The sequence below is a fragment of the Mesorhizobium sp. M8A.F.Ca.ET.202.01.1.1 genome, from assembly GCF_004791595.1.
In the GTDB taxonomy this organism is placed as follows: domain Bacteria; phylum Pseudomonadota; class Alphaproteobacteria; order Rhizobiales; family Rhizobiaceae; genus Mesorhizobium.
This window is the reverse complement of sequence record NZ_SRUN01000015.1, coordinates 149,935-171,369: the sequence shown is the minus strand read 5'-3', so window position 1 is coordinate 171,369 and position 21,435 is coordinate 149,935. Positions and strand designations below refer to the sequence as shown.

At 62.8% G+C, this 21,435-nt stretch carries 24 protein-coding genes; 11 read left to right on the top strand and 13 right to left on the bottom strand.

Annotated features, from left to right (window positions below):
• Positions 1-207 precede the first annotated feature (207 nt).
• Positions 208-798: a TetR/AcrR family transcriptional regulator gene (locus tag EN845_RS28245; RefSeq protein ID WP_127873054.1), complete on the top strand. Its 591-nt coding sequence runs from the start codon at positions 208-210 to the stop codon at positions 796-798.
• Between the two features lie 315 nt (positions 799-1,113).
• Here EN845_RS28245 and EN845_RS28240 read toward each other — a convergent pair whose 3' ends face one another.
• From EN845_RS28240 to EN845_RS28220, 5 genes are all read right to left on the bottom strand, one after another.
• Positions 1,114-2,136: a LacI family DNA-binding transcriptional regulator gene (locus EN845_RS28240; protein ID WP_127873055.1), complete on the bottom strand. Its 1,023-nt coding sequence runs from the start codon at positions 2,134-2,136 to the stop codon at positions 1,114-1,116.
• A 27-nt stretch (positions 2,137-2,163) separates the two neighbouring features.
• Positions 2,164-2,955, bottom strand: coding sequence for an ATP-binding cassette domain-containing protein (locus tag EN845_RS28235; RefSeq protein WP_127278976.1), 792 nt, complete (start codon positions 2,953-2,955; stop codon positions 2,164-2,166).
• A 3-nt stretch (positions 2,956-2,958) separates the two neighbouring features.
• Entirely contained in the window at positions 2,959-3,945 is a 987-nt protein-coding gene (locus EN845_RS28230; RefSeq protein ID WP_127873056.1) for an ABC transporter permease, read from the bottom strand.
• Between the two features lie 114 nt (positions 3,946-4,059).
• Positions 4,060-4,995 carry a substrate-binding domain-containing protein gene (locus EN845_RS28225; RefSeq protein ID WP_127873057.1) on the bottom strand — a complete coding sequence of 312 codons (936 nt, stop codon included), beginning with the start codon at positions 4,993-4,995 and terminating at the stop codon, positions 4,060-4,062.
• 292 nt (positions 4,996-5,287) lie between these two features.
• Positions 5,288-6,445, bottom strand: coding sequence for a fumarylacetoacetate hydrolase family protein (locus EN845_RS28220; protein ID WP_127873058.1), 1,158 nt, complete (start codon positions 6,443-6,445; stop codon positions 5,288-5,290).
• Between the two features lie 295 nt (positions 6,446-6,740).
• On the opposite strand from EN845_RS28220, the gene EN845_RS28215 reads away from it, so the two are divergent.
• From EN845_RS28215 to EN845_RS28195, 5 genes are all read left to right on the top strand, one after another.
• Positions 6,741-7,625 carry an ABC transporter permease gene (locus tag EN845_RS28215; protein ID WP_127873059.1) on the top strand — a complete coding sequence of 295 codons (885 nt, stop codon included), beginning with the start codon at positions 6,741-6,743 and terminating at the stop codon, positions 7,623-7,625.
• Positions 7,622-8,443: an ABC transporter permease gene (locus tag EN845_RS28210; RefSeq protein ID WP_167531504.1), complete on the top strand. Its 822-nt coding sequence runs from the start codon at positions 7,622-7,624 to the stop codon at positions 8,441-8,443. The genes EN845_RS28215 and EN845_RS28210 overlap by 4 nt, the downstream gene beginning before the upstream one ends.
• Positions 8,444-8,469: 26 nt before the next feature.
• Positions 8,470-9,540: an ABC transporter substrate-binding protein gene (locus tag EN845_RS28205; protein WP_127873061.1), complete on the top strand. Its 1,071-nt coding sequence runs from the start codon at positions 8,470-8,472 to the stop codon at positions 9,538-9,540.
• Between the two features lie 177 nt (positions 9,541-9,717).
• Positions 9,718-10,326, top strand: a complete 609-nt coding sequence (locus EN845_RS28200) for a cupin domain-containing protein (protein ID WP_127873062.1) — start codon at positions 9,718-9,720, stop codon at positions 10,324-10,326.
• Positions 10,316-11,401 carry an ABC transporter ATP-binding protein gene (locus tag EN845_RS28195; RefSeq protein WP_127873063.1) on the top strand — a complete coding sequence of 362 codons (1,086 nt, stop codon included), beginning with the start codon at positions 10,316-10,318 and terminating at the stop codon, positions 11,399-11,401. Before EN845_RS28200 ends, EN845_RS28195 begins: the two co-directional genes overlap by 11 nt.
• Positions 11,402-11,566: 165 nt before the next feature.
• Here EN845_RS28195 and EN845_RS36655 read toward each other — a convergent pair whose 3' ends face one another.
• Positions 11,567-11,698 carry a hypothetical protein gene (locus EN845_RS36655; protein WP_272483024.1) on the bottom strand — a complete coding sequence of 44 codons (132 nt, stop codon included), beginning with the start codon at positions 11,696-11,698 and terminating at the stop codon, positions 11,567-11,569.
• 162 nt (positions 11,699-11,860) lie between these two features.
• Positions 11,861-12,565, bottom strand: coding sequence for an SOS response-associated peptidase (locus EN845_RS28185; RefSeq protein ID WP_127278567.1), 705 nt, complete (start codon positions 12,563-12,565; stop codon positions 11,861-11,863).
• A gap of 187 nt (positions 12,566-12,752) precedes the next feature.
• Between EN845_RS28185 and EN845_RS28180 the strand changes: the two genes are divergently transcribed.
• A complete protein-coding gene (locus tag EN845_RS28180; RefSeq protein WP_127873064.1) occupies positions 12,753-13,106 on the top strand; it encodes a SnoaL-like domain-containing protein in 354 nt (117 codons plus the stop codon).
• A 99-nt stretch (positions 13,107-13,205) separates the two neighbouring features.
• Here the strand turns inward: EN845_RS28180 and EN845_RS28175 are convergent, their stop codons facing one another.
• Positions 13,206-13,685, bottom strand: coding sequence for an SRPBCC family protein (locus tag EN845_RS28175; RefSeq protein WP_127873065.1), 480 nt, complete (start codon positions 13,683-13,685; stop codon positions 13,206-13,208).
• Positions 13,682-14,038 (bottom strand): metalloregulator ArsR/SmtB family transcription factor, encoded by a 357-nt coding sequence (locus EN845_RS28170; protein WP_127873066.1) that lies wholly within the window; start codon positions 14,036-14,038, stop codon positions 13,682-13,684. Before EN845_RS28170 ends, EN845_RS28175 begins: the two co-directional genes overlap by 4 nt.
• 151 nt (positions 14,039-14,189) lie before the next feature.
• On the opposite strand from EN845_RS28170, the gene EN845_RS28165 reads away from it, so the two are divergent.
• On the top strand, positions 14,190-14,537 hold the full coding sequence (locus tag EN845_RS28165; RefSeq protein ID WP_127873067.1) for an ArsC family reductase: 348 nt from the start codon (positions 14,190-14,192) through the stop codon (positions 14,535-14,537).
• A gap of 168 nt (positions 14,538-14,705) precedes the next feature.
• Here the strand turns inward: EN845_RS28165 and EN845_RS28160 are convergent, their stop codons facing one another.
• The 3 genes from EN845_RS28160 to EN845_RS28150 are packed head-to-tail and all read right to left on the bottom strand — an operon-like array spanning position 14,706 to position 17,337.
• A complete protein-coding gene (locus tag EN845_RS28160; protein ID WP_127873068.1) occupies positions 14,706-15,068 on the bottom strand; it encodes a DUF488 domain-containing protein in 363 nt (120 codons plus the stop codon).
• Positions 15,069-15,082: 14 nt separating this feature from the next.
• Positions 15,083-16,348, bottom strand: coding sequence for an aminopeptidase (locus tag EN845_RS28155; RefSeq protein ID WP_127873069.1), 1,266 nt, complete (start codon positions 16,346-16,348; stop codon positions 15,083-15,085).
• Between the two features lie 23 nt (positions 16,349-16,371).
• Positions 16,372-17,337, bottom strand: a complete 966-nt coding sequence (locus tag EN845_RS28150) for a LysR substrate-binding domain-containing protein (protein ID WP_127873070.1) — start codon at positions 17,335-17,337, stop codon at positions 16,372-16,374.
• A 94-nt stretch (positions 17,338-17,431) separates the two neighbouring features.
• Here EN845_RS28150 and EN845_RS28145 point away from each other — a divergent pair, with 94 nt between their 5' ends.
• The 3 genes from EN845_RS28145 to sbmA all read left to right on the top strand — a co-directional run bounded on the left by EN845_RS28145 (position 17,432) and on the right by sbmA (position 20,263).
• Positions 17,432-17,656, top strand: a complete 225-nt coding sequence (locus EN845_RS28145; RefSeq protein ID WP_127873071.1) for a hypothetical protein — start codon at positions 17,432-17,434, stop codon at positions 17,654-17,656.
• A 71-nt stretch (positions 17,657-17,727) separates the two neighbouring features.
• Complete coding sequence (locus tag EN845_RS28140; protein WP_127873072.1) at positions 17,728-18,888, top strand: YbfB/YjiJ family MFS transporter; 1,161 nt, start codon at positions 17,728-17,730, stop codon at positions 18,886-18,888.
• A 115-nt stretch (positions 18,889-19,003) separates the two neighbouring features.
• Complete coding sequence (gene sbmA / locus EN845_RS28135) at positions 19,004-20,263, top strand: peptide antibiotic transporter SbmA (RefSeq protein ID WP_127873073.1); 1,260 nt, start codon at positions 19,004-19,006, stop codon at positions 20,261-20,263.
• A 34-nt stretch (positions 20,264-20,297) separates the two neighbouring features.
• Here the strand turns inward: sbmA and EN845_RS28130 are convergent, their stop codons facing one another.
• Entirely contained in the window at positions 20,298-21,302 is a 1,005-nt protein-coding gene (locus EN845_RS28130) for a polysaccharide deacetylase (RefSeq protein ID WP_127873154.1), read from the bottom strand.
• Between the last annotated feature and the right edge of the window lie 133 nt (positions 21,303-21,435).

The following is a 21,435-nucleotide window of genomic DNA, read 5'->3' as shown; positions in this document are numbered from 1 at the left end:
CGAACCGTTTTTCATCTCTTCACCGGCCGAAGCCGCATGATTGGCAATCTTTTCGTCCATCTCGATCTGGTAGGACCAGTTCACGACCTTGTTATTGACGACGGACGCTATAGGTGTTACCAGTAAGTAACATGCTGGAAGTTACAGACCGGTAACACCCTAGTCAAGAGGTGGCCGAGGGTTTTTTGGAAACGAAAGGAGATCATGATGACAGACGGCGTCGTGGAGCGCTCTCGTCCCCGGGATCGGATTCTGGAGACGGCGCGTGACATGTTCCATAAGCACGGCATCAAGGGCGTCGGTGTCGACGCCATCACCGAGGCTGCCGGCACGAACAAGATGACGCTCTATCGTCACTTCGAGTCCAAGGACGAACTGATCGTCGAATGCCTGCGCGCCAACGCGTTGAAAGCCGGCGCGATGTGGGAAACTTTCGAGGCCGAGTATCCGGGCGACAAACTCGCCCAGCTTCATGCCTGGGTTCGCAAGGCCGCCGCCATGCTCAACGCCGATGGCCGCGGCTGCGACATGGCCAATGCCGCCGCCGAACTGACCGAACCTGATCATCCGGCAAGGCGCGTGATCAAGGAGCTCAAGGAAGCTCAGCGCGAACGCCTGGTCGGGCTCTGCCGGGATGCCGGTATCGGCCAGGCCGAACTTCTCGCCGATACGCTGTCGCTGCTGTTTGAAGGCGCGCGTGTCAGCGTGCAGACCGTCGGCGCCGAAGGCCCCAGCACGCAGTTCGTGCGTATGGCGGAAGGGCTGATCGTTTCCTTCAGGGGAACTGCAGCAAACTGACACCTGCCGGACTGCCAACGATCCATGCGATTCCGTGACCGGGAAGGACCGGGCCTCACCCTTTGGCGTGGCGGCGTCGCGATTGCTGCCGATCGGAACGAAAAAAGCCCGCTGCCGGGAGGAGGTGGCAGCGGGCTCGATTTCGAATGTGGCGCGGGAGGAGGTGCGCCCCATTCAGCGTCGGCATCGCATCTGGGAGGAGTAGATGGCCGACAACCAGAAACTACGAATTGCCCAATGATTCGGCAACAATGAATTGTGCATAGCTGCTGTGCAGATTCGCCGTGGCGCCGCGCGAATTCGGGAAAGTGGCCCTCACTGCACCGGCACGTTTTCCCGGAAAATCAGTCGCGGCTCGATGAATTTGCGTGTGAGATAGGGCGCCGATGAGGCGATCGAGCCGAGCAGTTGGATGACCGACTGCTCCGCGATCAACCTGGCGTTCTGGTCGATGACGACGTCGGTGAGGTCGTCGACGAGATAGCCGCGCGTCTCCCTCGTCAGGTCGTGGCAGATGAACACCGGCTTGCGGTTGGGCCTGGCTTCCCGGATCGCCTTGGCAACGCCGGAGCGCCCGGCGCCGACGCAATAGATGCCGAGCAGTTCCGGTTCGTTGCGCAACGCCTTCATGGTTTCCGCATAGCTGGCATCGGGTTCGTCATTGATCTCGACGGCGCTGCTGACGGTGAGATTGGGAAATTCCTCGCCGAGTACGGAGCGAAAGCCCATCTCGCGCTCCTCATGGCCGCGATAGGAACGCGAGCCGACGACCATCGCCAGCCGCCCCTCGCGGCCGCCAAGGAAACGTCCCATCAAAAGGGCTGCCGTCCGTCCCGCCACGCGGTTGTCGATGCCGACATAGGCCGAGCGCGGTGCGGCCGGAATATCGGATACCAGCGTCACCAGGCGGATGCCGGCCTCGACGATGTCGCGCAGGATGTTGCGTGTCCTGGGATGATCGACCGCGATGACCCCGACGCCGTTGGCGCGCAGCGACAATTTTTCCACCGCTGTCTGCAGGGCATTGGGCGAGATGCCGGCAAGATTGTGGATCCGGCAGGATGCCACCAGCGGCAGGCGTGAGGCGTAGTCCTCGATATGCTTTGCCAGATCCTGCATGAAGGCGTTGCTGCCGATCGGCAGGAAGAATTCGAGGTTTGCGGGCTTCGAGGGAAGCGTCACCTGGTCGGCGACAGGCAGATAGCCGAGCTGCTTGGCGGCCTCCATGACGCGTTGCCGGTTGGCGGCACTCGCTCCGGGCCGATTGTTGAGCACCCTGTCGACCGTGGCGGTCGACAGCCCGCAGTTCCTGGCGATGTCGGAGACGGTGGCCTTCATGCCGCGACCCTATATGCCGATGCTCCCTCAGTGCCCCGGCTTGCCATCGGCGAGGGCGTCGCGGATGTCCTTTTCCGACATGCCGGTGATGATGCGTTCGACTTCCGTCACGGTCGTCGTCTTCGGATCGATGTCGTCGGCGACCACCTTGCCCCTGCGCATGACGACGATGCGGTCGACCACCTGGAAGACATGGTGGATGTTGTGCGCGATGAAGATGCAGGAGTGGCCAGAATCACGCGCGTTGCGCACGAAGCTCAGCACGCCTTGTGTTTCGGCGACGCCGAGATTGTTGGTCGGCTCGTCGAGGATGATCAGGTCGCTGTCGAAATGCATGGCGCGCGCGATCGCGACCGCCTGGCGCTCGCCGCCGGAGAGCGAGCCGATCGGCGTCGTCGGCGGGATGTTCTTGGAGATGCCGACCTGTTTGAGCAGATCGCGGGCGACCGTGTTCATCGCCTCCTGGTCCATGCGGTTGAGGAAGCGCGGCGGCTTGATCGGCTCACGTCCCAGGAACAGGTTGCGCGCGATCGACAGTTGCGTGACCAGGGCGGAGTCCTGATAAATGGTCTCGATGCCGTGGGCGATGGCATCGCTGGTGCTGCGCAAGGTGACCTTCTTGCCGCGGATGAAGATGTCGCCGCTGGTCAGCGGCACCGCGCCGGAGAGAACCTTGATCAGCGTCGATTTGCCGGCGCCGTTGTCGCCCAGCAGGCCGACGATCTCACGCTCGTTGACATGGAAATTGGCGTCCACCAGCGCCTGCACGCGGCCATAGGACTTGCGGATGTTCTGCATGCGGATCAATGGCTCGGCCATGGTTCAAGTCCCCGCCTGGTGCCGGCGTTCCAGCCACGAATGCAACGCCATCATGCCAAGGATGATCGCGCCGATGAAGATGTTGTAGGCAAGCCCGGGCACGCCGATCAGCACGATGCCGTTGCGCATGACGCGCAGGATCAGGATGCCGAGCACGGTGCCGATGATGGTGCCGCGCCCGCCGGTCAGCGCCGTGCCGCCGATCACCACCATGGCGATCACCTCGAGTTCGTAGCCGGTACCGCTGTTTGGGTTGGCGGCGGATGTGCGCAGCGAGGAAATGACGCCGGCAAGCGAGGCCATGAGCGACGACAGCACGAACAGGCCGACCTTGACGCGGTTGACGTTGACGCCGCGGGCGCGCGCCGCGTTGGGATTGCCGCCGGCCGCCTGGATCCAGTTGCCGGTCCGGCTTTGCGTCAAGACGTAGCCGAGCGCGATCGCGGCGGCGATGAACCAGAACAGCGACATGTAGATGCGGAACGGTCCGATGAAGAAATCGCCGACCAGCGCCTCCGCCAGCCGGCTGCCCTCGGCACTCCAGGTGCGCTGCGGAAACCCGTCGGTAATGAAAAGCGCGCTGCCGCGCACCACCAGCAGCATGCCGAGCGTTACCAGGAAGGACGGGATCTTGAGCTGCGTCACGAACCAGCCATTGACCAGGCCGATCAAGGCGGCAACCACCAGCGCGACGACGAAGCCCATCTCCAGCGAGGTGACGCCGGCATTGAACAGCGTCCACATCAGTACCGGCGAGAAGCCGAACAGGGACCCCACGGAAAGGTCGAATTCGCCCGACGTCATCAACAGCGTCATCGCCAGCGCGATCAGGCCGAGTTCGACGGTGAAGGCCAGCGTGTTAGAGATGTTCTGCGGCGACAGGAAGTCGTGGTTGAAACCCCAGAAAACGGCGATCTCGGCGATGAGCAGAACGAAGGGTCCGAATTCCGGCCGCGCGATCAGGCGTTGGACGAGCGAATGATTTTCCACTGGGAACCCGCGACATGGTTGGAACGGGCCGCGACCTCCACCGCATCGGGTGGACATGCCGCGGCGCAGGAAGATAGCTGGCGCCGCGAGATGCGCGGCGCCAGGGATCGCGGGTTATTTGCCGGACAGGATCTTGTCATAGACCGCCGCGGTGTCCTTTTCGTACAGCGCGCCGGTGATGACGTTGAAGCCCGGAGGAATGCCTGACGCCGCCATGTTGGCGAGCGACAGCGCGACGTAGCTGGTCGCCTGCGGGTCCTGCCACTGGCCGGCATTGACGTAGCCGTTCAGCACTTCCTGGGTGGTGTCGAGCGAGTTGCCCCAGCCGACGACCGGGATTTCGCCCGGCTTGACGCCGACCTGGTCGAACACGCGCTTGATCGAGCCGGTGACGAGGTCGCCCAGGCCGATGATGGCGTTGACCTTGCCCTTGTGGGCGGTGAGGTAGTCGACCATGCGGTTGATCACCTCGGCCTGGTCGAGCGTCGCCTCGGTCACTTCATAGGTGATGCCGAGCGGGCCGAAGACGCTCTTGATGCCTTCCTCTTCCTGCACGCCATAGGTGGCGCCGGGGACCTCGACGGGCATCCAGACGAAGTCGCCCTTCTTCACCAGGCCCTTGTCGACCAGATACTGCGCCCAGTGCTTGCCGAAGGTGACGTTGTCGCCGCCGACATAGGCGTTGAAATTGGCCTTGGGATCGGGCGTGTTGAAGTTGATGATCGGGACGTTGGCCGCGCGCGCTTCCTTGACGATCTCGACAAGGCTGCCCGGATCGGGGCTGGTGGTGACGATGCCGTCGGCCTTGGCGGAGAGGGCGGCGCGGACCGCCTCCTGCTGCGAGGCGACGTCGCCATTGTGGAAAGAGGTGTTGACGGTGTTGCCGGTGTCCTTGGCCCATTGCTTGGCGCCGGCGAGGAAGTAGGTCCAGACAGGGTCGGCCGGCCCGCCATGTGAGATCCAGTAGAACGTCTTGGCCTGCGCGGCTGCCGGAATGACCGTCAGCGCGACCAGCAGGCCGTAGAGCACAAGTCTTAGTCTCGTCAGCATGTGATTTCCTCCCGGTTGAAGATGATCCGTCCCTTGTCCCGGCCTCGGCCGGATTGCGTCTTTTGCCAGCGCCGCTCGGATGCCTAAGAGCATCCCCTTTTTCGACGGATGGCAAGCCTCCATCTGCAGATGTAGTTGGCGCCTGACACGGCGCCATCAACGACCCCATCAGATCGCATCAGTTGGGAGTGATTTTTTCCAGGCAGTCGGATGATTGTCGCCGAGGCTAGCCCGGCGGACTGTCCCGATCATGTTGGGCGGTCACTTGGGGCGAAAGCCCCTGAAGAGCCGCTTAGAGCAGGCCGGCCTTGCTGAGGTCGCGCATCAAATGGCTGGCGCCATAGGTCCAGTGCGGGCAATCGGGCGACAGCCGCACGCGGTTGACCAGCGCGCCGAATTTTTCCGACGAGATGGTGACGATGTCGCCGACCTTGTGCGTGAAACCCTTGCCCTTTTCGCCGCGATCCTTCGATGGCACGAACATCGTGCCGAGATAGAGCGCCAGCCCGTCCGGATACTGGTGGTGCGGCCCCATGGCCGCGGCAACCAGCTCCTCCGGCGAGCGGCTGATCTCGGCCATCGAGCTCGCCCCCTCCAGCGAAAACCCGTCCTCGCCCTCGACCTTCAGGCGCACGACGGCTTGCTTCACATCGGCGATGGAGAACGTCTCGTCGAACAGCCGGATGAAGGGGCCAAGCGAGGCCGAGGCGTTGTTGTCCTTGGCCTTGCCGAGCAGCAGCGCCGAGCGCCCTTCGACGTCGCGCAGATTGACGTCGTTGCCGATCGTGGCGCCGACGATCCTGCCGCTCGAGGCGGCGATCATGGCGATCTCTGGCTCCGGATTGTTCCAGGTCGACACCGGGTGGAGGCCGACATCGGCGCCGAAGCCGACCGAGGCCATGGGCTGGCACTTGGTGAAGATCTCGGCATCGGGGCCGATGCCCACTTCCAGATATTGCGACCAGGCGCCGCGCGAGATCAGCTTGGCCTTGATTTCCATCGCCTCGGGCGAACCAGGCTTGAGCTTGGACAGGTCATGGCCGATCAGGCCGGCAATGTCGGCGCGTATGGCGTCGGCCTTTTCCGCCGAGCCGCGGGCCTGTTCCTCGATCACCCGTTCGAGCAGGCTGACCACGAAAGTGACGCCGGATGCCTTGATCGCCTGCAGGTCGACCGGGGACAGCAGAAAGGGTTTTGCCGGATCGCGCGTGGCTTCGAAACTGTTGGCCGCGATGTCGCTGACAGAACCGATGGGAGTGCCCTTGGCCGAGCCCACATGGCCGGCCGGATCCGCCAACTCGCAGACGTCACGGACGGTAGGCGCCGCGCTCGAGGTGATGTCGAAGACGGTGCCGTCACGCACGGTGACCACCATGGGATGGGAGACATCGCCGCTCCTGGCGCGCCCGACAAACAGGCCTTCGGAGGGCAGATGTGTCGGATTGGTCATGAGTTGGGTTCCTCGAATGGATCGAAAATTCTGGCCGGATCGGCGCGGCACTTTCACCGGATTCCACTCAAAGGTCTATCCCGTCCGGGGGCAAATTCGAGCTGCCATAACCGGTTCTTCATTGAAGCCGTTCTTTCAGAAATGTGAAATCCGCGTCGGGTTTTATTGCCGACGGCAACTGTACCTCAAATGCGAGATCGCCGTTCACAGCAGCGCAGTACTCTGAATCCGCTTGACAGTTTCACAAATATGAAAAATCCTTAGTCAATTTCAAAATCCTGGGACGGGCAGGTCGATGTCGACCCTAGTTGCAGCACATGTGCCAGAGACCCGGGCTTCATCGGGCTTCCGGTTCGCCATGTTGCTGCCCGGCGCGCTGGTCACCTTCCTGCTGATCCTGTTTGCGCTTGGCCTGGTGCTTTTCCTCGCCTTCCGCGGCAATGACGGGTCGCTGCTTGGCGCCGGCTTCAGCCTGGCCAACTTCATCACCGTGGTTTCCGATCCGCTGTACTGGACGGTCACGCTGCGCTCGCTGATCATCGCCGCGCTGGTCACGCTGGCCACGGTCGTAACTGCTTACCCCGTCGCCTACTATCTTGCCTTTCACGCCGGCCGGCGACGCGGTCTGCTGCTGTTCCTGGTCACGCTGCCGTTCTGGACCAGCTATCTCCTGCGTGTCTTCGCCTGGAAGATCGTGCTGGCCTACAATGGGGTGTTGAATTCGGCGCTGATCGAAAGTGGCATCTGGTCCGAGCCGACACTGGCCTTCCTCAACACGCCGGCCGCTGTCGTCGTCACGCTCGCGCACGCCTATGCGCCGTTCGCCATCCTGCCGATCTATGTGGCGCTGGACACGATCCCGAAATCGTTGATCGAGGCCGCTTCCGATCTGGGCGCGAGGCCGTTCACTTCCTTCCGTCGGGTCGTGTTGCCCAATTCGATGCCGGGCGTGCTGGCCGCCGCGCTTGTCGTCTTCGTGCCGACGGTCGGCGACTATGTCACGCCGGCCATGGTGGGCGGTCCGGCCAGCACCATGATCGGCTCGCTGATCCAGTCGCAGTTTGGCAAGGCCAATGACTGGCCGTTCGGCGCAGCCCTTTCGGTCTGCGTCATGCTGGTCATCCTGCTCGTGGTGTTGGTCGCGCGCGGCGCGGACCGCCGGTTTGGCAGCCGCACATGAAAACAGGGCGCGCCAGCATGAAACGGGATGGTCGCTGGCTCGGCCTCTATGTGCTTGCCTATCTGATCTTCCTTTATCTGCCGGTCCTGCTGATCCCGCTGTTTTCCTTCAACGATTCCATCCAGGCCGCGTTTCCGCTGCAGGGCTTCACGCTGCAATGGTATGCCACGCTCTACGGCAATCCGGCACTGTCGGGTGCGCTCGTCAACAGTCTCGTCATCGGCGCCATCGCGGCCTCGGGCGCCACGCTGTGCGGCATCACCGTGTCCTATATGGATCTCTATGGCCGCTCTCCTTTGGCCGCCACCATCAGCGCCATCGCACGGCTTCCGATCCTCATCCCCGGCGTCATCGTCGGCATATCGTTGCTGATCCTTGTCAACCTGATCGGCCTCGGGCCATCGCGCATCGCCATCGTTCTCGGCCATATCCTGGTCGCGTTGCCGACCACCGTGGTCATCATGCGCAGCCGGTTCGCCGCAATCCCCAGGACCGTTCGCGAGGCAGCCCTCGACCTTGGCGCTTCCGACTGGACGACGTTCCGGCGCGTCATGCTGCCGCTCAGCCTGCCGGCCGTGCTGTCGGCCTTCATGCTTGCTTTCCTGATCTCCTTCGACGAATTCATCGTCGTCTTCTTCCTCGCCGGCACCGAGCCGACATTGCCGCTCTACATCTGGAGCCAGCTGCGCTTCCCCCGATCGCTGCCGACCGTCATGGCGCTCGGGACGGTGATCCTGGCCATATCGTTCATCATCGCCGGCACCGCCGAGATCCTGCGCCATCGCGGGCTCGGCGCCGCGCGCCGCAATCCAGCCTGACCATAACAACGAAGAGGAGAACGAAAATGGCATTCCACCTGAAATCGGTATCGGGACACACGGTCCGCGCCGGCCTCGCGGCACTTGCGCTCGCACTGTCGTCGACCGTGGCGCTCGCCGCCGAGAAGCTGCAATACTTCACCTGGTCGGGCTATGAGTTGCCCGATTTCAACAAGAGCTTCCTCGCCGCGCACCCCGATGGCGTCGAGGCCTCGATCTTCGGCGACGACGATGATGCCTTCACCAAGGTCAAGGCCGGCTTCCGGCCCGACATCGCGCACCCCTGCTATGACAAGGTGGCGCGCTGGAACAAGGAAGGCCTGCTGCAGCCGATCGACACCAAGCGCATCAAGAACTGGGATTCGATCTTCCCGGTGTTCAAGAACCTGCCCGACCTGCAGGCTGGCGACGGCAAGGTCTGGATGGTGCCATGGGACTGGGGTAACACCTCGATCCTCTACCGCACCGACCTGGTGAAGAACCCCGAAGCGAGCTGGAACCTTCTGTGGGACAAGCAATATGCCGGCCGTATGGCGACCATCGACGCCGTGCATGACACCCCGATTGTCGCGGCTCTTCTGGCAGGCGTGAACCCCTTCGACATGACACCGGAGCAGATGGACAAGGTCGCGGCAAAGCTGCGCGAACAGCGCCCGCTGCTGTCGAGCTACACCACCGACATGACCTCGGTCGAGCAGGCCCTGGCCAGTGGCCAGTTGGTCGCCGCCATGACCTGGAATGCATCGGCCACGTCGCTCAAGAAGCAAGGCGTGCCGGTCGAGTTCATGAAGCCGAAGGAGGGTATGCTGACCTGGGCCTGCGGCTTCGTCATGCTGAAGGACGCCAAGAACGTCGATCTCGCCTATGACTTCATCAACAGCCGGCTCGACGCTGACTCCGGCAAATTCCTGATCCAGTCCTACGGCTATGGCAGCTCGCTCGGCACCGCTTTCGCCGGCGTGCCGAAGGACGAATTGGAGAAGCTGCAACTGCCGTCCGACCCCGAGGTGATGCTGAAGAGCACGATCTTCACCGGGCCGATGAAACAGAACGACGATATGGCGAAGATGTTCGAGAAGGTGAAGGCTGGCGGGTAAGCTACGGCCTTCCCTTCTCCCCTTGTGGGAGAAGGTGTCGCCGAAGGCGACGGATGAGGGGTGCTCCAGCTTGGCGCCGGCGGCGATCTGTCACTCACCCCTCAACCGTCTCGGCGCTACGCGCCGATCCACCTTCTCCCACAAGGGGAGAAGGAAGAAGCAAACGAGGACTTGCACATGGACATGCTTGACGAGGCCGCCGAAAAACCGAAGGACGATGCCGACGTTCGCGTCGGCCGGCGCGTGCGGGCGCTCAGGCTCGAGCGCCGCCTGTCATTGGCCGATCTCTCGGCAAAAGCCGGCATGTCGATCGGCGCGCTGAGCCAGATCGAGCGCGGCATGTCCTCGCTGCGCGTCAAGGTGATCTGGCCGCTCGCCGCCGCGCTCGACATCGAGCCGTCAGCGCTGATCGCCGACGGCAACGATGCGGTCAATGATCTCTATTGCGTGCGCGCCGACAAAAGGCGGCAGATCCCGGTGAAATCCGAAGGCATCGCCAAGGCGCTGCTGTCGCCGCCCGGCGCGACGCTGACCGGCATGCTGGTGACGGTGGAAGCCAGTGGCGGCACGGCGGAAGCCTACGCCCATGCCGGCCATGAATTCGGCTTCGTGCTTTCGGGCGAGGTCGAACTGGTGGTGGATTCGACAAAATACGGGCTGAAGACCGGCGACAGTTTTGCCTTCAAGAGTACGCTTTTGCACGCCTTCCGCAATCCCGGCGCGGAGCAGTGCCAGATCCTCTGGGTCAACACCACGAAGCCGTCCGAGGTTCGCGATGGCGCCTGATCCACTCGTCCGGCTGCAGGCGGTTTCCAAGGTTTTTCCAGGTGGCATCGTCGGACTCGATACCGTCGATCTCGACATTGTCAGCGGCGAATTCATCACGCTCCTCGGGCCGTCCGGCTGTGGCAAGACCACCAGCCTGCGTGTGATTGCCGGCTTCGAAAGCCCGTCGAGCGGCGAGGTCTTGCTCGACGGTCATGACATCACGGCCCTTCGGCCGTTCGAGCGGCCGGTCAACACCGTGTTTCAGGACTACGCGCTGTTTCCGCACATGAACGTCGCCGAAAATGTCGGCTTCGGCTTGTCCCTGCGAAAACTGTCCGGCGCCGAGCAGGCAAAGCGCGTCGGCGAAGCCCTGGAGATGGTCGGACTCGCCGACAAGCTTCGCGCTCGCGTCCTGGAACTGTCGGGCGGCCAGCGCCAGCGCGTCGCGCTTGCCCGCGCCATTGTCTGCGAGCCGCGCGTGCTCTTGCTCGACGAGCCGCTGTCGGCGCTCGACGCGCATCTGCGCGAACAGATGCAGGTGGAGCTGAAACGGCTGCAGTCGCGGCTCGGCACCACCTTCGTCATGGTCACCCACGACCAGACCGAGGCGCTGTCGATCTCCGACCGCATCGTCGTCATGAACAAGGGCCGCATCGAGCAGATCGCGCCGCCGGCGACCCTCTATGACCGGCCGGCCACGAAGTTCGTGGCGAGCTTTATCGGCACCATGAATCTCCTGCAATCACGTTTTGTCGGCCGGGATGGCCACCGCCTGCGTTTCACCGCCGGCACCTTGCCGCTGGAGGCCATTTCCGAAACCGGCCAGTGGCCCGGCGAAGGCGAGGTCCGCACCATCGGCGTGCGCCCGGAGGATTTGCTGGCGGCCGCCGAGGCTGCGCCCGGCACGGCGCCGGCGCGGGTCAACAGCATCGTCTTCCATGGCCGCACGTTGCGCCTGCATGCCGAACTGGGGCAAGGCATGCCCGTTGTCATCGACGCGCCCCGCCAGGCCGAGGGGTTTCAATTCAGCGCCGGCGACGTGGCGCACGTCAGCCTGCGCCGTGGCGCCAACTGCCCCATGCTGCCCAGCTAGCCTCATTCAACTGCGCAAGGTCGCCCGCACGGCCGTGGGGTTGGCCTGATCGACATGTGGACGAACGACCAAGGAAACTAAGTAGGAATTGACTAATGTAGGAAGACATTCCTAAATTAGTTGATGCCGGAATTGAGCACCCGACCGCGCCGAAATGTGCAAACCCTATGCCTCGCGCACGAAGTCGGGCAACTCATTCGTGTCCGATGCCGGCACTGCAACATCACCCGGCATTATCTGCCTGGCGATCTCGCGAAGCTTGTCGGTGACATTCCCTTTTGGGATGTCGAACGGCATATGCGGTGCGAGCGCTGCAAGCTTCGCGAACTTGATGCCGACATAATTTTGCCGAGTGCTGCGGAGCGCTTGAAAATTCGTGTGAGACGCCTTGTCGAAATCCGCATGGTTCGCCGTGTAATATGGCGAGACGAGGAATGAGGAACGCGGCTATCCCTTAGCCTAGAACAGAGATCCTTGCGCCGGTGCCTGCTGCGGAAACTTGATTTGTGTGGCTGGCTTCTCAACGATCACCAACGCGTTGTCTGGTGCCGTTCGCTGCAAATGCCGTGCTTCTGCCCAAGGTGCTGTAAGCCAGGCCTCGGTCTCCTCCCACGTGGTCAGGATTACTGGCATAGCCTTCTCATGGATCGGCGCGATCAGGGCGTTTGGCTTGGTTGTCATGAAGGCGAATAACTCGAAGTCGCCGGGTCCGTCCTTGACCTTTCGAATACCCTGCCAACGGGTCCAGAATCCGGCGAAGAAGAACAGCGGTCGGCTATCGTCACGGGCAAACCAGTAGTTGCGTTGGATGCCGGTTTCTGGGTCCTTGTCACTCGGTGTCGGGCTGGGTTCGGCAAAACTGGTGACCGGCACGACGCATCTATGCTCGACCCCGACAAACTGTTGCCAGTGCGAATATTGTGGATTGCGAACGTTGGTCGTGCCGTAGTCGGCCTTTCCCTTCATGCGCTCAGGTGGCGTTGGCAACCCCCAAAGCAGTCTGGCCAGCTCACGCTTCCCGTCTGCCGTGTTGCGGACGACGGGGCCGGGCTGATTGGGATAGATGTCGACGGATGGTTCAAGGTTGCCGCTGATATCGCGCAGTGCGCGCGTCCATTGGCGGACCGCCTCTTGTGTCGTGGTGATGTTGTAGAGGTTACACATGCACCCAGCATCGCGGAATTGGCGTGCCTCTGCAACCAAGGCTGCTGTCCGCGCTCCTGCAATCGCCGTCACACCACCGCGCTATATCGATCGTCCTGACACAGCTTGTCAGCTGTCATGCGGGCAAAGGTGGCGGGCCGGCGATCACCCCCCTACTTCGAGTGCGTCTGAACAGGAGGAACATCAAATGACCATCGCGGAAATTGCCAAGGATTTCACCGAACTGCTCAAGCAGGGTAACAACCAAGGTGCCGCCGAAAAGTACAATGCCGATGACATCGCCAGCTACGAGGCCATGGAGGGACCGATGGCGGTCAGCCATGGCAAGGAGGCCCTCAGGCAGAAGAGCCAATGGTGGCAAGAGAACCACGAAGTCCATGGCGGCTCCGTCGAGGGGCCTTATGTCAACGGCGACCAGTTCGCGTTGCGCTTCACGTTCGACATAACGCCGAAGGCCACCGGCCAGCGCGTCACCATGGATGAGGTTGGCCTGTACACGGTCAAGAACGGCAAGATCGCCGAAGAGCGTTTTTACTACTGAGGTCGGAAACACAGCTGGCTTTCCGGAGTCCGCGCTCTTCGCCGCGAAGGCGGAGATCAACATGGCGGCCAGCGATGCCCTGGCCGCCACCCAGGAAGCTCAAATCGTCTTCACATATTGCGCAAGCTGATCGGCTACCGTGCCCCAGCCGTCGAAGAAACCCATCTCTTCATGGTTGTCGCGGGTCGCCTCGTCGCGGTGGATGGCGGTGGCGGTGTAGCGCGTGCCGCCGCCATCCGGCTGCAGCGAAATCACAGCAGTGATGAACGGTTCACCTGACGGCCGGTAACCCGGCAGCAGCGCATCCGTCCATACCAGCCGCTCGTTCGGCACGATCTCCAGATAGCAGCAATGGCGGTCGCTGACCTCGTTGCCGTCGGGCGACTGCATGCGTGTCCGGAACAACCCGCCTGGCCTGAGGTCGATCTCGCAGTCGGTGATCACCCATGGTTTTGGTGTGAACCATTGCCTGACATGCTCTGGCGTCGTCATGGCGCGCCACAACAGTTGGCGCGGCGCGTCGAGCACGCGCTCCAGCACGAGGTCCAGCCTGGGATCCGGCTTGAAGGGATAGCTCATGTTTCCTGCTCCTTGAGTTTCATCACATAGGCGTCGAACTGGTCGAGGCGGCGCTCCCAGAGCGTGCGCTGCTCAGCCAGCCAGCTTTCGGCGAGCTTCAATGGCTCGGGCGCAAGCTCGTAAGTCCTGACCCGGCCGGTCTTCTGCGACCGAACCAGCCCGCAGCCTTCGAGAATCTTGAGATGGTCGATGAAGGAAGGCAGGGCCATCTCGAAAGGCTGTGCCAGTTCGCTGACCGAAGCGGGGCTCCTGTTGAGTCGCTCGACCACGCGCCGCCGTGTCGGGTCGGCAAGCGCGCGAAAAATACCATCGATCGGCGGGGGGATCGGATTTGCGCTCTGGAGGCTGGTCATCGATGGTCCTGGGTCGTCAAAAGTGGTCATTAATACTTAGGTAAATTCCTTAGTGTTTGCAAGCGGCAAATTTCACGAGCTTCTGGCAAAGCGGGAAGGGCGGTTCTAGGTTGCGAAACGGATTCGACGGTCAGCCCAAAGGAAGCACGTCTTGACGATCACCATGTACGGCATCACCAATTGCGACACGATCAAGAAGGCGCGCGTCTGGCTGGAGAGCCATGACGTTCCCTATCGTTTTCATGACTATCGGGCCGAAGGCATCGAGGCTGACAGACTGAATGGCTGGGTTGGCAAGGTCGGTTGGGAAAAGCTGCTCAACAAGGGCAGCACGACCTTCCGCGAACTGCCGGACAAGGACAAGGAAGGGCTGGATGAGAAGAAGGCGAAGAAGCTGATGTTGGCCAAGCCGACCATGATCAAGCGGCCGGTACTTGAAGTGGGGGATCGGGTGCTGGTTGGGTTCAAGGCGGATGTTTATGAGGAGGCTGTAAAGTAAAGTTCGTTAAGCGCGGCACCCTATGCCGTCGTCATCCTAGGGCGGAGCAAGGAGCGAAGCGACGCGGCGCAGACCCTAGGATCCATGCCGTGACGCTAACGTGCTGCAGCGGTTGAGAATTCTGCCCCGTCGCGTCCTTCGATGAAAGTCACGGCATGGATCCTCGGGTCAAGCCCGAGGATGACGAAGCAGGTATTTCGCCAGCGCCACCGCGTTGTTGTGCGCCTCGTCATGGGCGCCGTAGAGAAGCGTTACCTTGCCGTCGCGGAGCAGGGCGCGCAAACTCGCCAACGCCTCTTCATTCCGATCCAGTTCGAGAAAATACCGCTTCTGAAATTCCGCCCAGCGCTCCGGCTCATGCCCGAACCATTTGCGCAGTTCGTTGCTCGGCGCGATCTCCTTCAGCCACAGCGTCAACGCGGCGTCCTTCTTGGCGACGCCGCGCGGCCATATCCGATCCACCAGCACCCGCTGGCCATCGGCCTTCCCGGGTGCTTCGTAGACGCGCTTGACCGCGATATCGAAGGCCATCACACCTCCGCCGGCTAGAGCCCCTGGGCCCACTCACCCTTGCGCATCACCGGCACGCGGCTGCCATCCTTGGCGACGCCGTCGATGTCGATCTTGTCCGAGCCGATCATCCAGTCGATGTGGATGAAGCTCTTGTTGCCGCCGCGCGCCGCGATTTCGTCCTGGCTGAGCGAGGCGCCGTCGACGAAGCACTTCGAATAGCATTGGCCGAGCGCGATATGGCAGGCGGCGTTCTCGTCGAACAGCGTGTTGAAGAACAACAGGCCGCTGGCCGAGATCGGCGAGGAATGCGGCACCAGCGCCACTTCGCCGAGGCGGCGCGCGCCTTCGTCGGTGTCGAGCACTTTCTTCAGCACGTCCTCGCCCTTCGAGGCCTTGGCCTCGACGATCCGCCCGCCCTCGAAGCGCACCGAGATGTCGTCGATCAGCGTGCCCTGGTAGGACAACGGCTTGGTCGAGGAAACATGGCCCTCGACCCGCCTCGCATGCGGCGTGGTGAAGACTTCCTCGGTCGGGATGTTGGGATTGCAGGTGACGCCGTTCTTGGCGGTCGAGGCGCCGCCCATCCACTCATGGCCGTCCGCCAGCCCGACAGTCAGGTCGGTGCCGGGTCCAGTGAAATGCAGCGCATGGAAATCGTGGCCGTTCAGCCATTCAGTGCGGCCGCGCAAGGCCGCATTGTGCGCCTTCCAGTTGGCGATCGGGTCCTCGACATCCACACGCGAGGCGGCGAAGATGGCGTCGGCGAGTTTCGCCACCGCCACGTCGTCGGCGTCGCCGGGGAAAACCTGCCTGGCCCAGGCCAGATCCGGATAGGCGACGATGTTCCAGTTGATGTCGAAGCCGGTGATCTTCTCCAGCGCCGGCTGGTAGGCCATCGAATTGGCCTTGTTGGCGCGCGCCACCTTCGCCGGATCCTGCGCCGACAGCAGCGACGGATCCTCGCCGCGTACGGCGAGCCGGGCGGCATTGTTGGAAAAGGCCTTCGCCATGCCTTCATAGAGCCAGCCGGCGGCGCGATCGAAGCCGGCATCGGCGCCGAAGCGGTAGCGCGCCAGCGTCATCTCGTCATCGTTGAAGATCGGCGTCACCAGCCCGGCGCCGGCCTTGTAGGCGTGCTCGACGATGCGCCTGGTCAGCGGCAGCGCCGCGATCGACGATGTCAGCACCAGGTCCTGTCCGGGCTGCAATTGCAGCCCGACCTTGATGGCGACTTCCGCCAGCCTGTCGAGCTTCACCGGGTCGATCGTTGCGGAAACGCCGCGCGAATGTGTGGTCATGATCCTGCCTGTCGTCGTGGGATTTATGATTGAACATAGACCGGTACCGCGGCGCTTTCCACCGCGATCGCGCCACTGGGCCCCGCGACCGACGATCCGAACTGCGCCATGGTCGCCGCGATCTCTTCCTTGATCCAGATTTTGAAGTCCCGGACCTTGCGGCTTTCAGGCTTGGTGGCGGAGGTCACCAGCCAGTAGCCGAGGCCGCTCTGGGCGCGGATTCCGAACGGCGCCACCAGCCGCCCATCGGCCAGCGCATCGGCCGTCAGCAATTGCCAGCCCAGCATCACGCCATGGCCGGCGATCGCCGATTCCAGGCACAGCATCGGGTCGGTGAAGCGCGCGCCTTTCTGGAAGTTGACGGGTGGAACGCCGGCAGCGGCGAACCAGCTTTCCCAGTTGATCATCGCCCGCTCGTCGGTGATGGCGCAGGTCCGCGCAAGGTCGCCGATCGACTTCAGTTTTCTTGCAATGCCCGGTGCGCAGACCGGGAAGACTTCCTGCGCCAAAATGAGCTCCGCCTTCCCGCCCGGCCATTTGCCGTCGCCAAGCCGGATGGCAATGTCGATGTCGGAATGATCGAGATTGGCCAGCCGCACCGAGGCGTCGATGCGCAACAGCACGTTGGGATGCCGGTCGAAGTGCCGCGACAGCCGTGGCAGCAGCCATTTGGAGGCAAACGCAGGTGCCGCCGAAACAACCAATGTGCATTGGGTTGCCTCGTCGGCCAGTGCCACGGCCTGCGCAAGCTCGCGAAATCCGGCGCCAAGGCGGGCCGCGAAGACGGCGCCGAATTCGGTCAGGACGAGACCGCTCGTCGTCCGCTCGAACAGGGCCTGGCCGAGCTGCTTTTCGGTGCGGCTGATCTGCTGGCTGACGGCGCTGACGGAAACGTTGAGTTCGCTGGCGGCGGTCGCGAGCGAGCCGAGACGGGCGACGGTTTCCACGGCGCGAAGGCCGTTGAGATGAACGCGGTTGAGCATGGCCATTTGAGATTTTCTAAACCGACCCGGCCGAAATCTCAATTGAAAGAGATACCGAAACGGCTGACTTATGGACGGAGACAGGCCCATGGAGCCGGAAATGCTGAGGATGTTGTCGTCGCTGAAGGTCCTGTTCGCCGCCGCTTCGTCGGATGACACGCGCTGCGACGTCGACACGCTGAGCTGGCTGACCGATCCGCTTGCGCATCCCGCGCTTGACGCGATGTCGGAGCGCGAACTCGGCGATGTGCCGTTCCGCTTGACGGCGCGCCGGACCGTGCATGAGACCGTTTCGCTGAACGCCGGGTTCGGCGGGCGCTGCTGAGCGCGCGGTCCGGCACTGGCCCAACACAAGGCGGATTGTTTCACCCGTGCGCAGATTTATTGTGCACTGCAATGACATCGGCCCAATCGACAGCGCTTCGCTACGCCTTCGCCGGCATGATCGCCATGGCCGTCGCCATGGGCATCGGCCGCTTCGTCTACACGCCGATCCTGCCCGGCATGATGGAGGAACTGCATCTGTCGCCGGCCGATGCCGGCTGGATCGCCTCGGCCAACTATCTCGGATACCTCGTCGGCGCGTTGGTGGCGGCGGGCAACTGGGCGCACGGACGCGAGCGTTCGCTGATGCTGGCAGCCCTCGGTGCCAGCGCCGTGCTGGCCGCCCTGATGGGGCTGACCGATGCCATGGCCGCCTTTCTCGCCATCCGTTTTCTGGCCGGTCTGGCCAGCGCCTTCGTCATGGTGTTCATGGCCAGCATCGTTTTCAGCCATATCGCGGAGGCCGGGCGGGGCGACCTGCAGGCATGGCATTTCGGCGGCGTTGGCCTCGGCATCGCGATGTCGGCGGCGATGATGGCCGTGCTGGTCACAGAACATGCCGGCTGGGCGCAGGGCTGGCTGTGGTCGGGCGCGATTTCGGCTTGCGGCTTCGTCGCCGTGGCGCTGCTGGCGAACCAGGGTCCGCTCACCAATGGCGAAGCCGTCCACGAGCCGGCGCTGCCGAAAGACCTGTCGCTGATGAAGGCGATCGTCGCCTATGGCCTGTTCGGTTTCGGCTATGTGGTGACGGCGACCTTCCTCGTCGCCATCGTCCGCCAAGGCGGCGGCAGCCGCGTCTTCGAGGCCGAAGTGTGGATGGTTGCCGGCCTTGCCGGTTTCCCTTCGGTCTGGCTTTGGCAGAAGATATCGGCGCGGATCGGGCTCTATGCCGCCTATGCCTTGGGGTGCTTCGTCGAAGTTGTCGGCGTTACCGCGAGCGTCGCCGCCGGCGGGCGCACGGGGCCGCTGCTTGGCGGCGTGCTGCTCGGCGGCACCTTCATTGCCATCACGGCGCTTGGCCTGCAGGCCGCACGGCAGCAGGCGCCGAAGTCACCCCGGCGCATCTTTGCCTTGATGACCGCCTCCTTCGGTCTTGGCCAGATCATCGGCCCGATCGCGGCCGGGCTTCTGGCCCAGGCGTCGGGCGATTTCTTCCTCGCCTCCATCGTCGCCGCGGCCGTCTTGGTCGTCTCCGGCGCCGTCACATGGTCGGCCGCGCCAAAATCGCCATGATTTGTGGTCTTGCTCTACACCCGGCGTAGGGCAGGGCATTTTCTTTCCCCCTAATGTGTGACCTTATGCCCGCCGAACCCACCTGATTTGCGCATAGATCGAGGAATTCGCCACAGTGTTCGTATCCTTCTTCCCGCAGCCGAAGCTTTTCTTCTCTTCGGCCGCCATCTGGAGCCTTGCGGCGATCCTGTTCTGGTTTTTCGGCGGGGAGCAATTGGGGGGCCTTGTGGGCCTTCCGCCGGCAGCCGCGGATGCGGCGCCCATCATCGGCATCGCCGTGCTGGTGTCGAAACCGTTCCTCTGGTTTTACATGTATTTCGCGCTTTGCGTGGCCATCTTCTACGCATTCTGGAGCTGGTATTCGCCGCATCCTTGGCAGCGCTGGTCGATCTTGATGACGGCGGTCATCCTGTTCTTCATCTATTTCAACGTGCAGGTCAGCGTCGCCGTCAACGCCTGGTACGGCCCCTTCTTCGACTATGTGCAAGGGTTGATGTCGGGGACCGGAAAATCGACTAACGGCGAATTCTACACCGGGCTGGCCGACTTCTCGTGGCTCGCGCTGGTCGGCATGAACGTGCAGGTGGTCAATGCCTTCATCGTCAGCCACTGGATCTTCCGCTGGCGCACGGCGATGAACAATTACTTTATCGAGAACTGGAGCAGGCTGCGCCATATCGAGGGCGCCTCGCAGCGTATCCAGGAGGACACGATGCGGTTCTCGCAGATCATGGAGGATCTCGGTTCCAGTTTCGTCCAGTCGATCATGACCTTGATCGCCTTCCTGCCGGTGATGATCCAGTTGCAGGCCCATATCAGCGAACTGCCGATCATCGGCGCGATCCCGCAGCCATTGGTGGTCGCGGCACTTGCCTGGTGCCTGTTTGGCACGATCTCGGTGATGATTGCCGGCATGAAGCTTCCGGGACTGCAGTTCCGCAACCAGCGCGTCGAAGCCGCCTACCGCAAGGAGCTGGTCTATGGCGAGGATCATGCGCATAGAGCGCAACCCGCCACCACCGCTGAGCTGTTCGCCAATGTCCGGCACAATTATTTCCGGCTCTATTTCCACTACATCTATTTCAACGTCGTTCGGTACACCTACCTGCAGGCCGACAACATTTTCTCGCTGTTGATCCTGGGTCCGTCGCTCGTCGCGCACAAGATAACGTTCGGCGCGCTGAACCAGATTTCCAACGCCTTCGGCAAGGTTACCGGCTCGCTGCAGTTCCTGCTTACCTCCTGGTCGACCATCGTCGAACTGCAGTCGGTCCATAAACGCTTGCGCGCCTTCGAGGCGACGCTGCTGGGCGAGCCGTTGCCGGACATCGATCAGCGCTATCTGGCAAGGCAGGGCGCAGAAGACCCGGCTTAGGAAGTCTGGGATTTATGCGAAACGGGTTGGCAGCTCAGCCGCCAACCGTCGCCTGCTTCTGGCTGCCGTCCCGCCGCGAAACATAATCGCGAAAACTGATGCACTCGACATCTGATTTGACGCAGACCTCGCCGGCAAAGCGTTCCAGTGCGTTCCAGTAGGCGCCGTCATTCATCAGTGTGAAGTGGAAGCCGAGTTCCAGCGGAATGCGCTTGCCCTGATATTGCGTGTTGAAGGCGGCGCGGAAGGCCTGGTAGGTGCGGTCGGCGAATTCGCCGGCCTTGCCCGGTCGCTCGAAGCCGCCGGAATGCCGGACATAGAGATTGTAATCCATGGCGATCACCGGCCGTGATTTCGGCCCTTCCGGAATCAGCGGCAGGGAAAAGCGGGTGATGCCGCCGATGGTCGGCGGCAGGGCAGGGCCCTTTGAAACGCCGCTGGCGTCGAACTGATAGCCGGCTGCCGGCAGCGCCTCGTAAAGCGCCTTGCTTGCCGACAGGTAGGGCGCCCGGAAACCCGCCACCGCATGCGCGAAATCGCGCCAGCCCTCGGGTTCGGGCGCAATGCCGTTGATGGCATAGGCGTTTTCTAGAATGTGCTCGAACGAGGCGAATTCCGTCAGCCAGTCGGCCTTGCTCCAGTCCTTGCCGTCGAAATGGCCGCAGGCGTGGCTGGCGATGTCGTGGCCCTCATGGGCGGCGAGACCGATCTGTTCCAGCCGCTCGGCCACGTCCTGCCTGGAGGCGGCAAAGCCGATGTTGGATTTGCCCGCGGTCTTGCCAGGTGCCGCGTATTGGCCGCGTGTCTCGGGCGACAGCAGGAAGACACAGGACAGAAAATAGGTGAAATGCGCCCCGGTGCGCTGGGCCAGCGCCCGGCTACGCTTCCACTGCGAGATGTCGCGGGCACTGTCGAACGAGATGATGACGACCTGCTTCGGCCTCGCTGGTTCTGCTGGCGCGGGCGGGTCGGCCAGGGCCGCGCCGGCGGCGGCGAGCGAGGCAAGCGAAAACGCAATAACACGGGACAGACTGGGCATCGGCAATTTTACAGGCTCCGGGTGGTCAGCAAGCCGGCTATCCCCGAAATGTGGCGCCGGTGCGATTGGGTTTTCGTGGGTTTGCCCCGGGGCAAACATCCGTTTGCCCCCGGGAATAGCCGATTTTCCGGTC

Bases quoted from the DNA above. Each gene is read 5' to 3' on its own strand.
- EN845_RS28245 (WP_127873054.1), top strand. From the start codon at position 208: ATGACAGACGGCGTCGTGGAGCGCTCTCGTCCCCGGGATCGGATTCTG.
- EN845_RS28240 (WP_127873055.1), bottom strand. From the start codon at position 2,136: ATGAAGGCCACCGTCTCCGACATCGCCAGGAACTGCGGGCTGTCGACC.
- EN845_RS28235 (WP_127278976.1), bottom strand. From the start codon at position 2,955: ATGGCCGAGCCATTGATCCGCATGCAGAACATCCGCAAGTCCTATGGC.
- EN845_RS28225 (WP_127873057.1), bottom strand. From the start codon at position 4,995: ATGCTGACGAGACTAAGACTTGTGCTCTACGGCCTGCTGGTCGCGCTG.
- EN845_RS28220 (WP_127873058.1), bottom strand. From the start codon at position 6,445: ATGACCAATCCGACACATCTGCCCTCCGAAGGCCTGTTTGTCGGGCGC.
- EN845_RS28215 (WP_127873059.1), top strand. From the start codon at position 6,741: ATGTCGACCCTAGTTGCAGCACATGTGCCAGAGACCCGGGCTTCATCG.
- EN845_RS28210 (WP_167531504.1), top strand. From the start codon at position 7,622: ATGAAAACAGGGCGCGCCAGCATGAAACGGGATGGTCGCTGGCTCGGC.
- EN845_RS28205 (WP_127873061.1), top strand. From the start codon at position 8,470: ATGGCATTCCACCTGAAATCGGTATCGGGACACACGGTCCGCGCCGGC.
- EN845_RS28200 (WP_127873062.1), top strand. From the start codon at position 9,718: ATGGACATGCTTGACGAGGCCGCCGAAAAACCGAAGGACGATGCCGAC.
- EN845_RS28195 (WP_127873063.1), top strand. From the start codon at position 10,316: ATGGCGCCTGATCCACTCGTCCGGCTGCAGGCGGTTTCCAAGGTTTTT.
- EN845_RS36655 (WP_272483024.1), bottom strand. From the start codon at position 11,698: ATGCCGTTCGACATCCCAAAAGGGAATGTCACCGACAAGCTTCGCGAG.
- EN845_RS28185 (WP_127278567.1), bottom strand. From the start codon at position 12,565: ATGTGTAACCTCTACAACATCACCACGACACAAGAGGCGGTCCGCCAA.
- EN845_RS28180 (WP_127873064.1), top strand. From the start codon at position 12,753: ATGACCATCGCGGAAATTGCCAAGGATTTCACCGAACTGCTCAAGCAG.
- EN845_RS28175 (WP_127873065.1), bottom strand. From the start codon at position 13,685: ATGAGCTATCCCTTCAAGCCGGATCCCAGGCTGGACCTCGTGCTGGAG.
- EN845_RS28170 (WP_127873066.1), bottom strand. From the start codon at position 14,038: ATGACCAGCCTCCAGAGCGCAAATCCGATCCCCCCGCCGATCGATGGT.
- EN845_RS28160 (WP_127873068.1), bottom strand. From the start codon at position 15,068: ATGGCCTTCGATATCGCGGTCAAGCGCGTCTACGAAGCACCCGGGAAG.
- EN845_RS28155 (WP_127873069.1), bottom strand. From the start codon at position 16,348: ATGACCACACATTCGCGCGGCGTTTCCGCAACGATCGACCCGGTGAAG.
- EN845_RS28150 (WP_127873070.1), bottom strand. From the start codon at position 17,337: ATGGCCATGCTCAACCGCGTTCATCTCAACGGCCTTCGCGCCGTGGAA.
- EN845_RS28145 (WP_127873071.1), top strand. From the start codon at position 17,432: ATGCTGAGGATGTTGTCGTCGCTGAAGGTCCTGTTCGCCGCCGCTTCG.
- EN845_RS28140 (WP_127873072.1), top strand. From the start codon at position 17,728: ATGACATCGGCCCAATCGACAGCGCTTCGCTACGCCTTCGCCGGCATG.
- EN845_RS28130 (WP_127873154.1), bottom strand. From the start codon at position 21,302: ATGCCCAGTCTGTCCCGTGTTATTGCGTTTTCGCTTGCCTCGCTCGCC.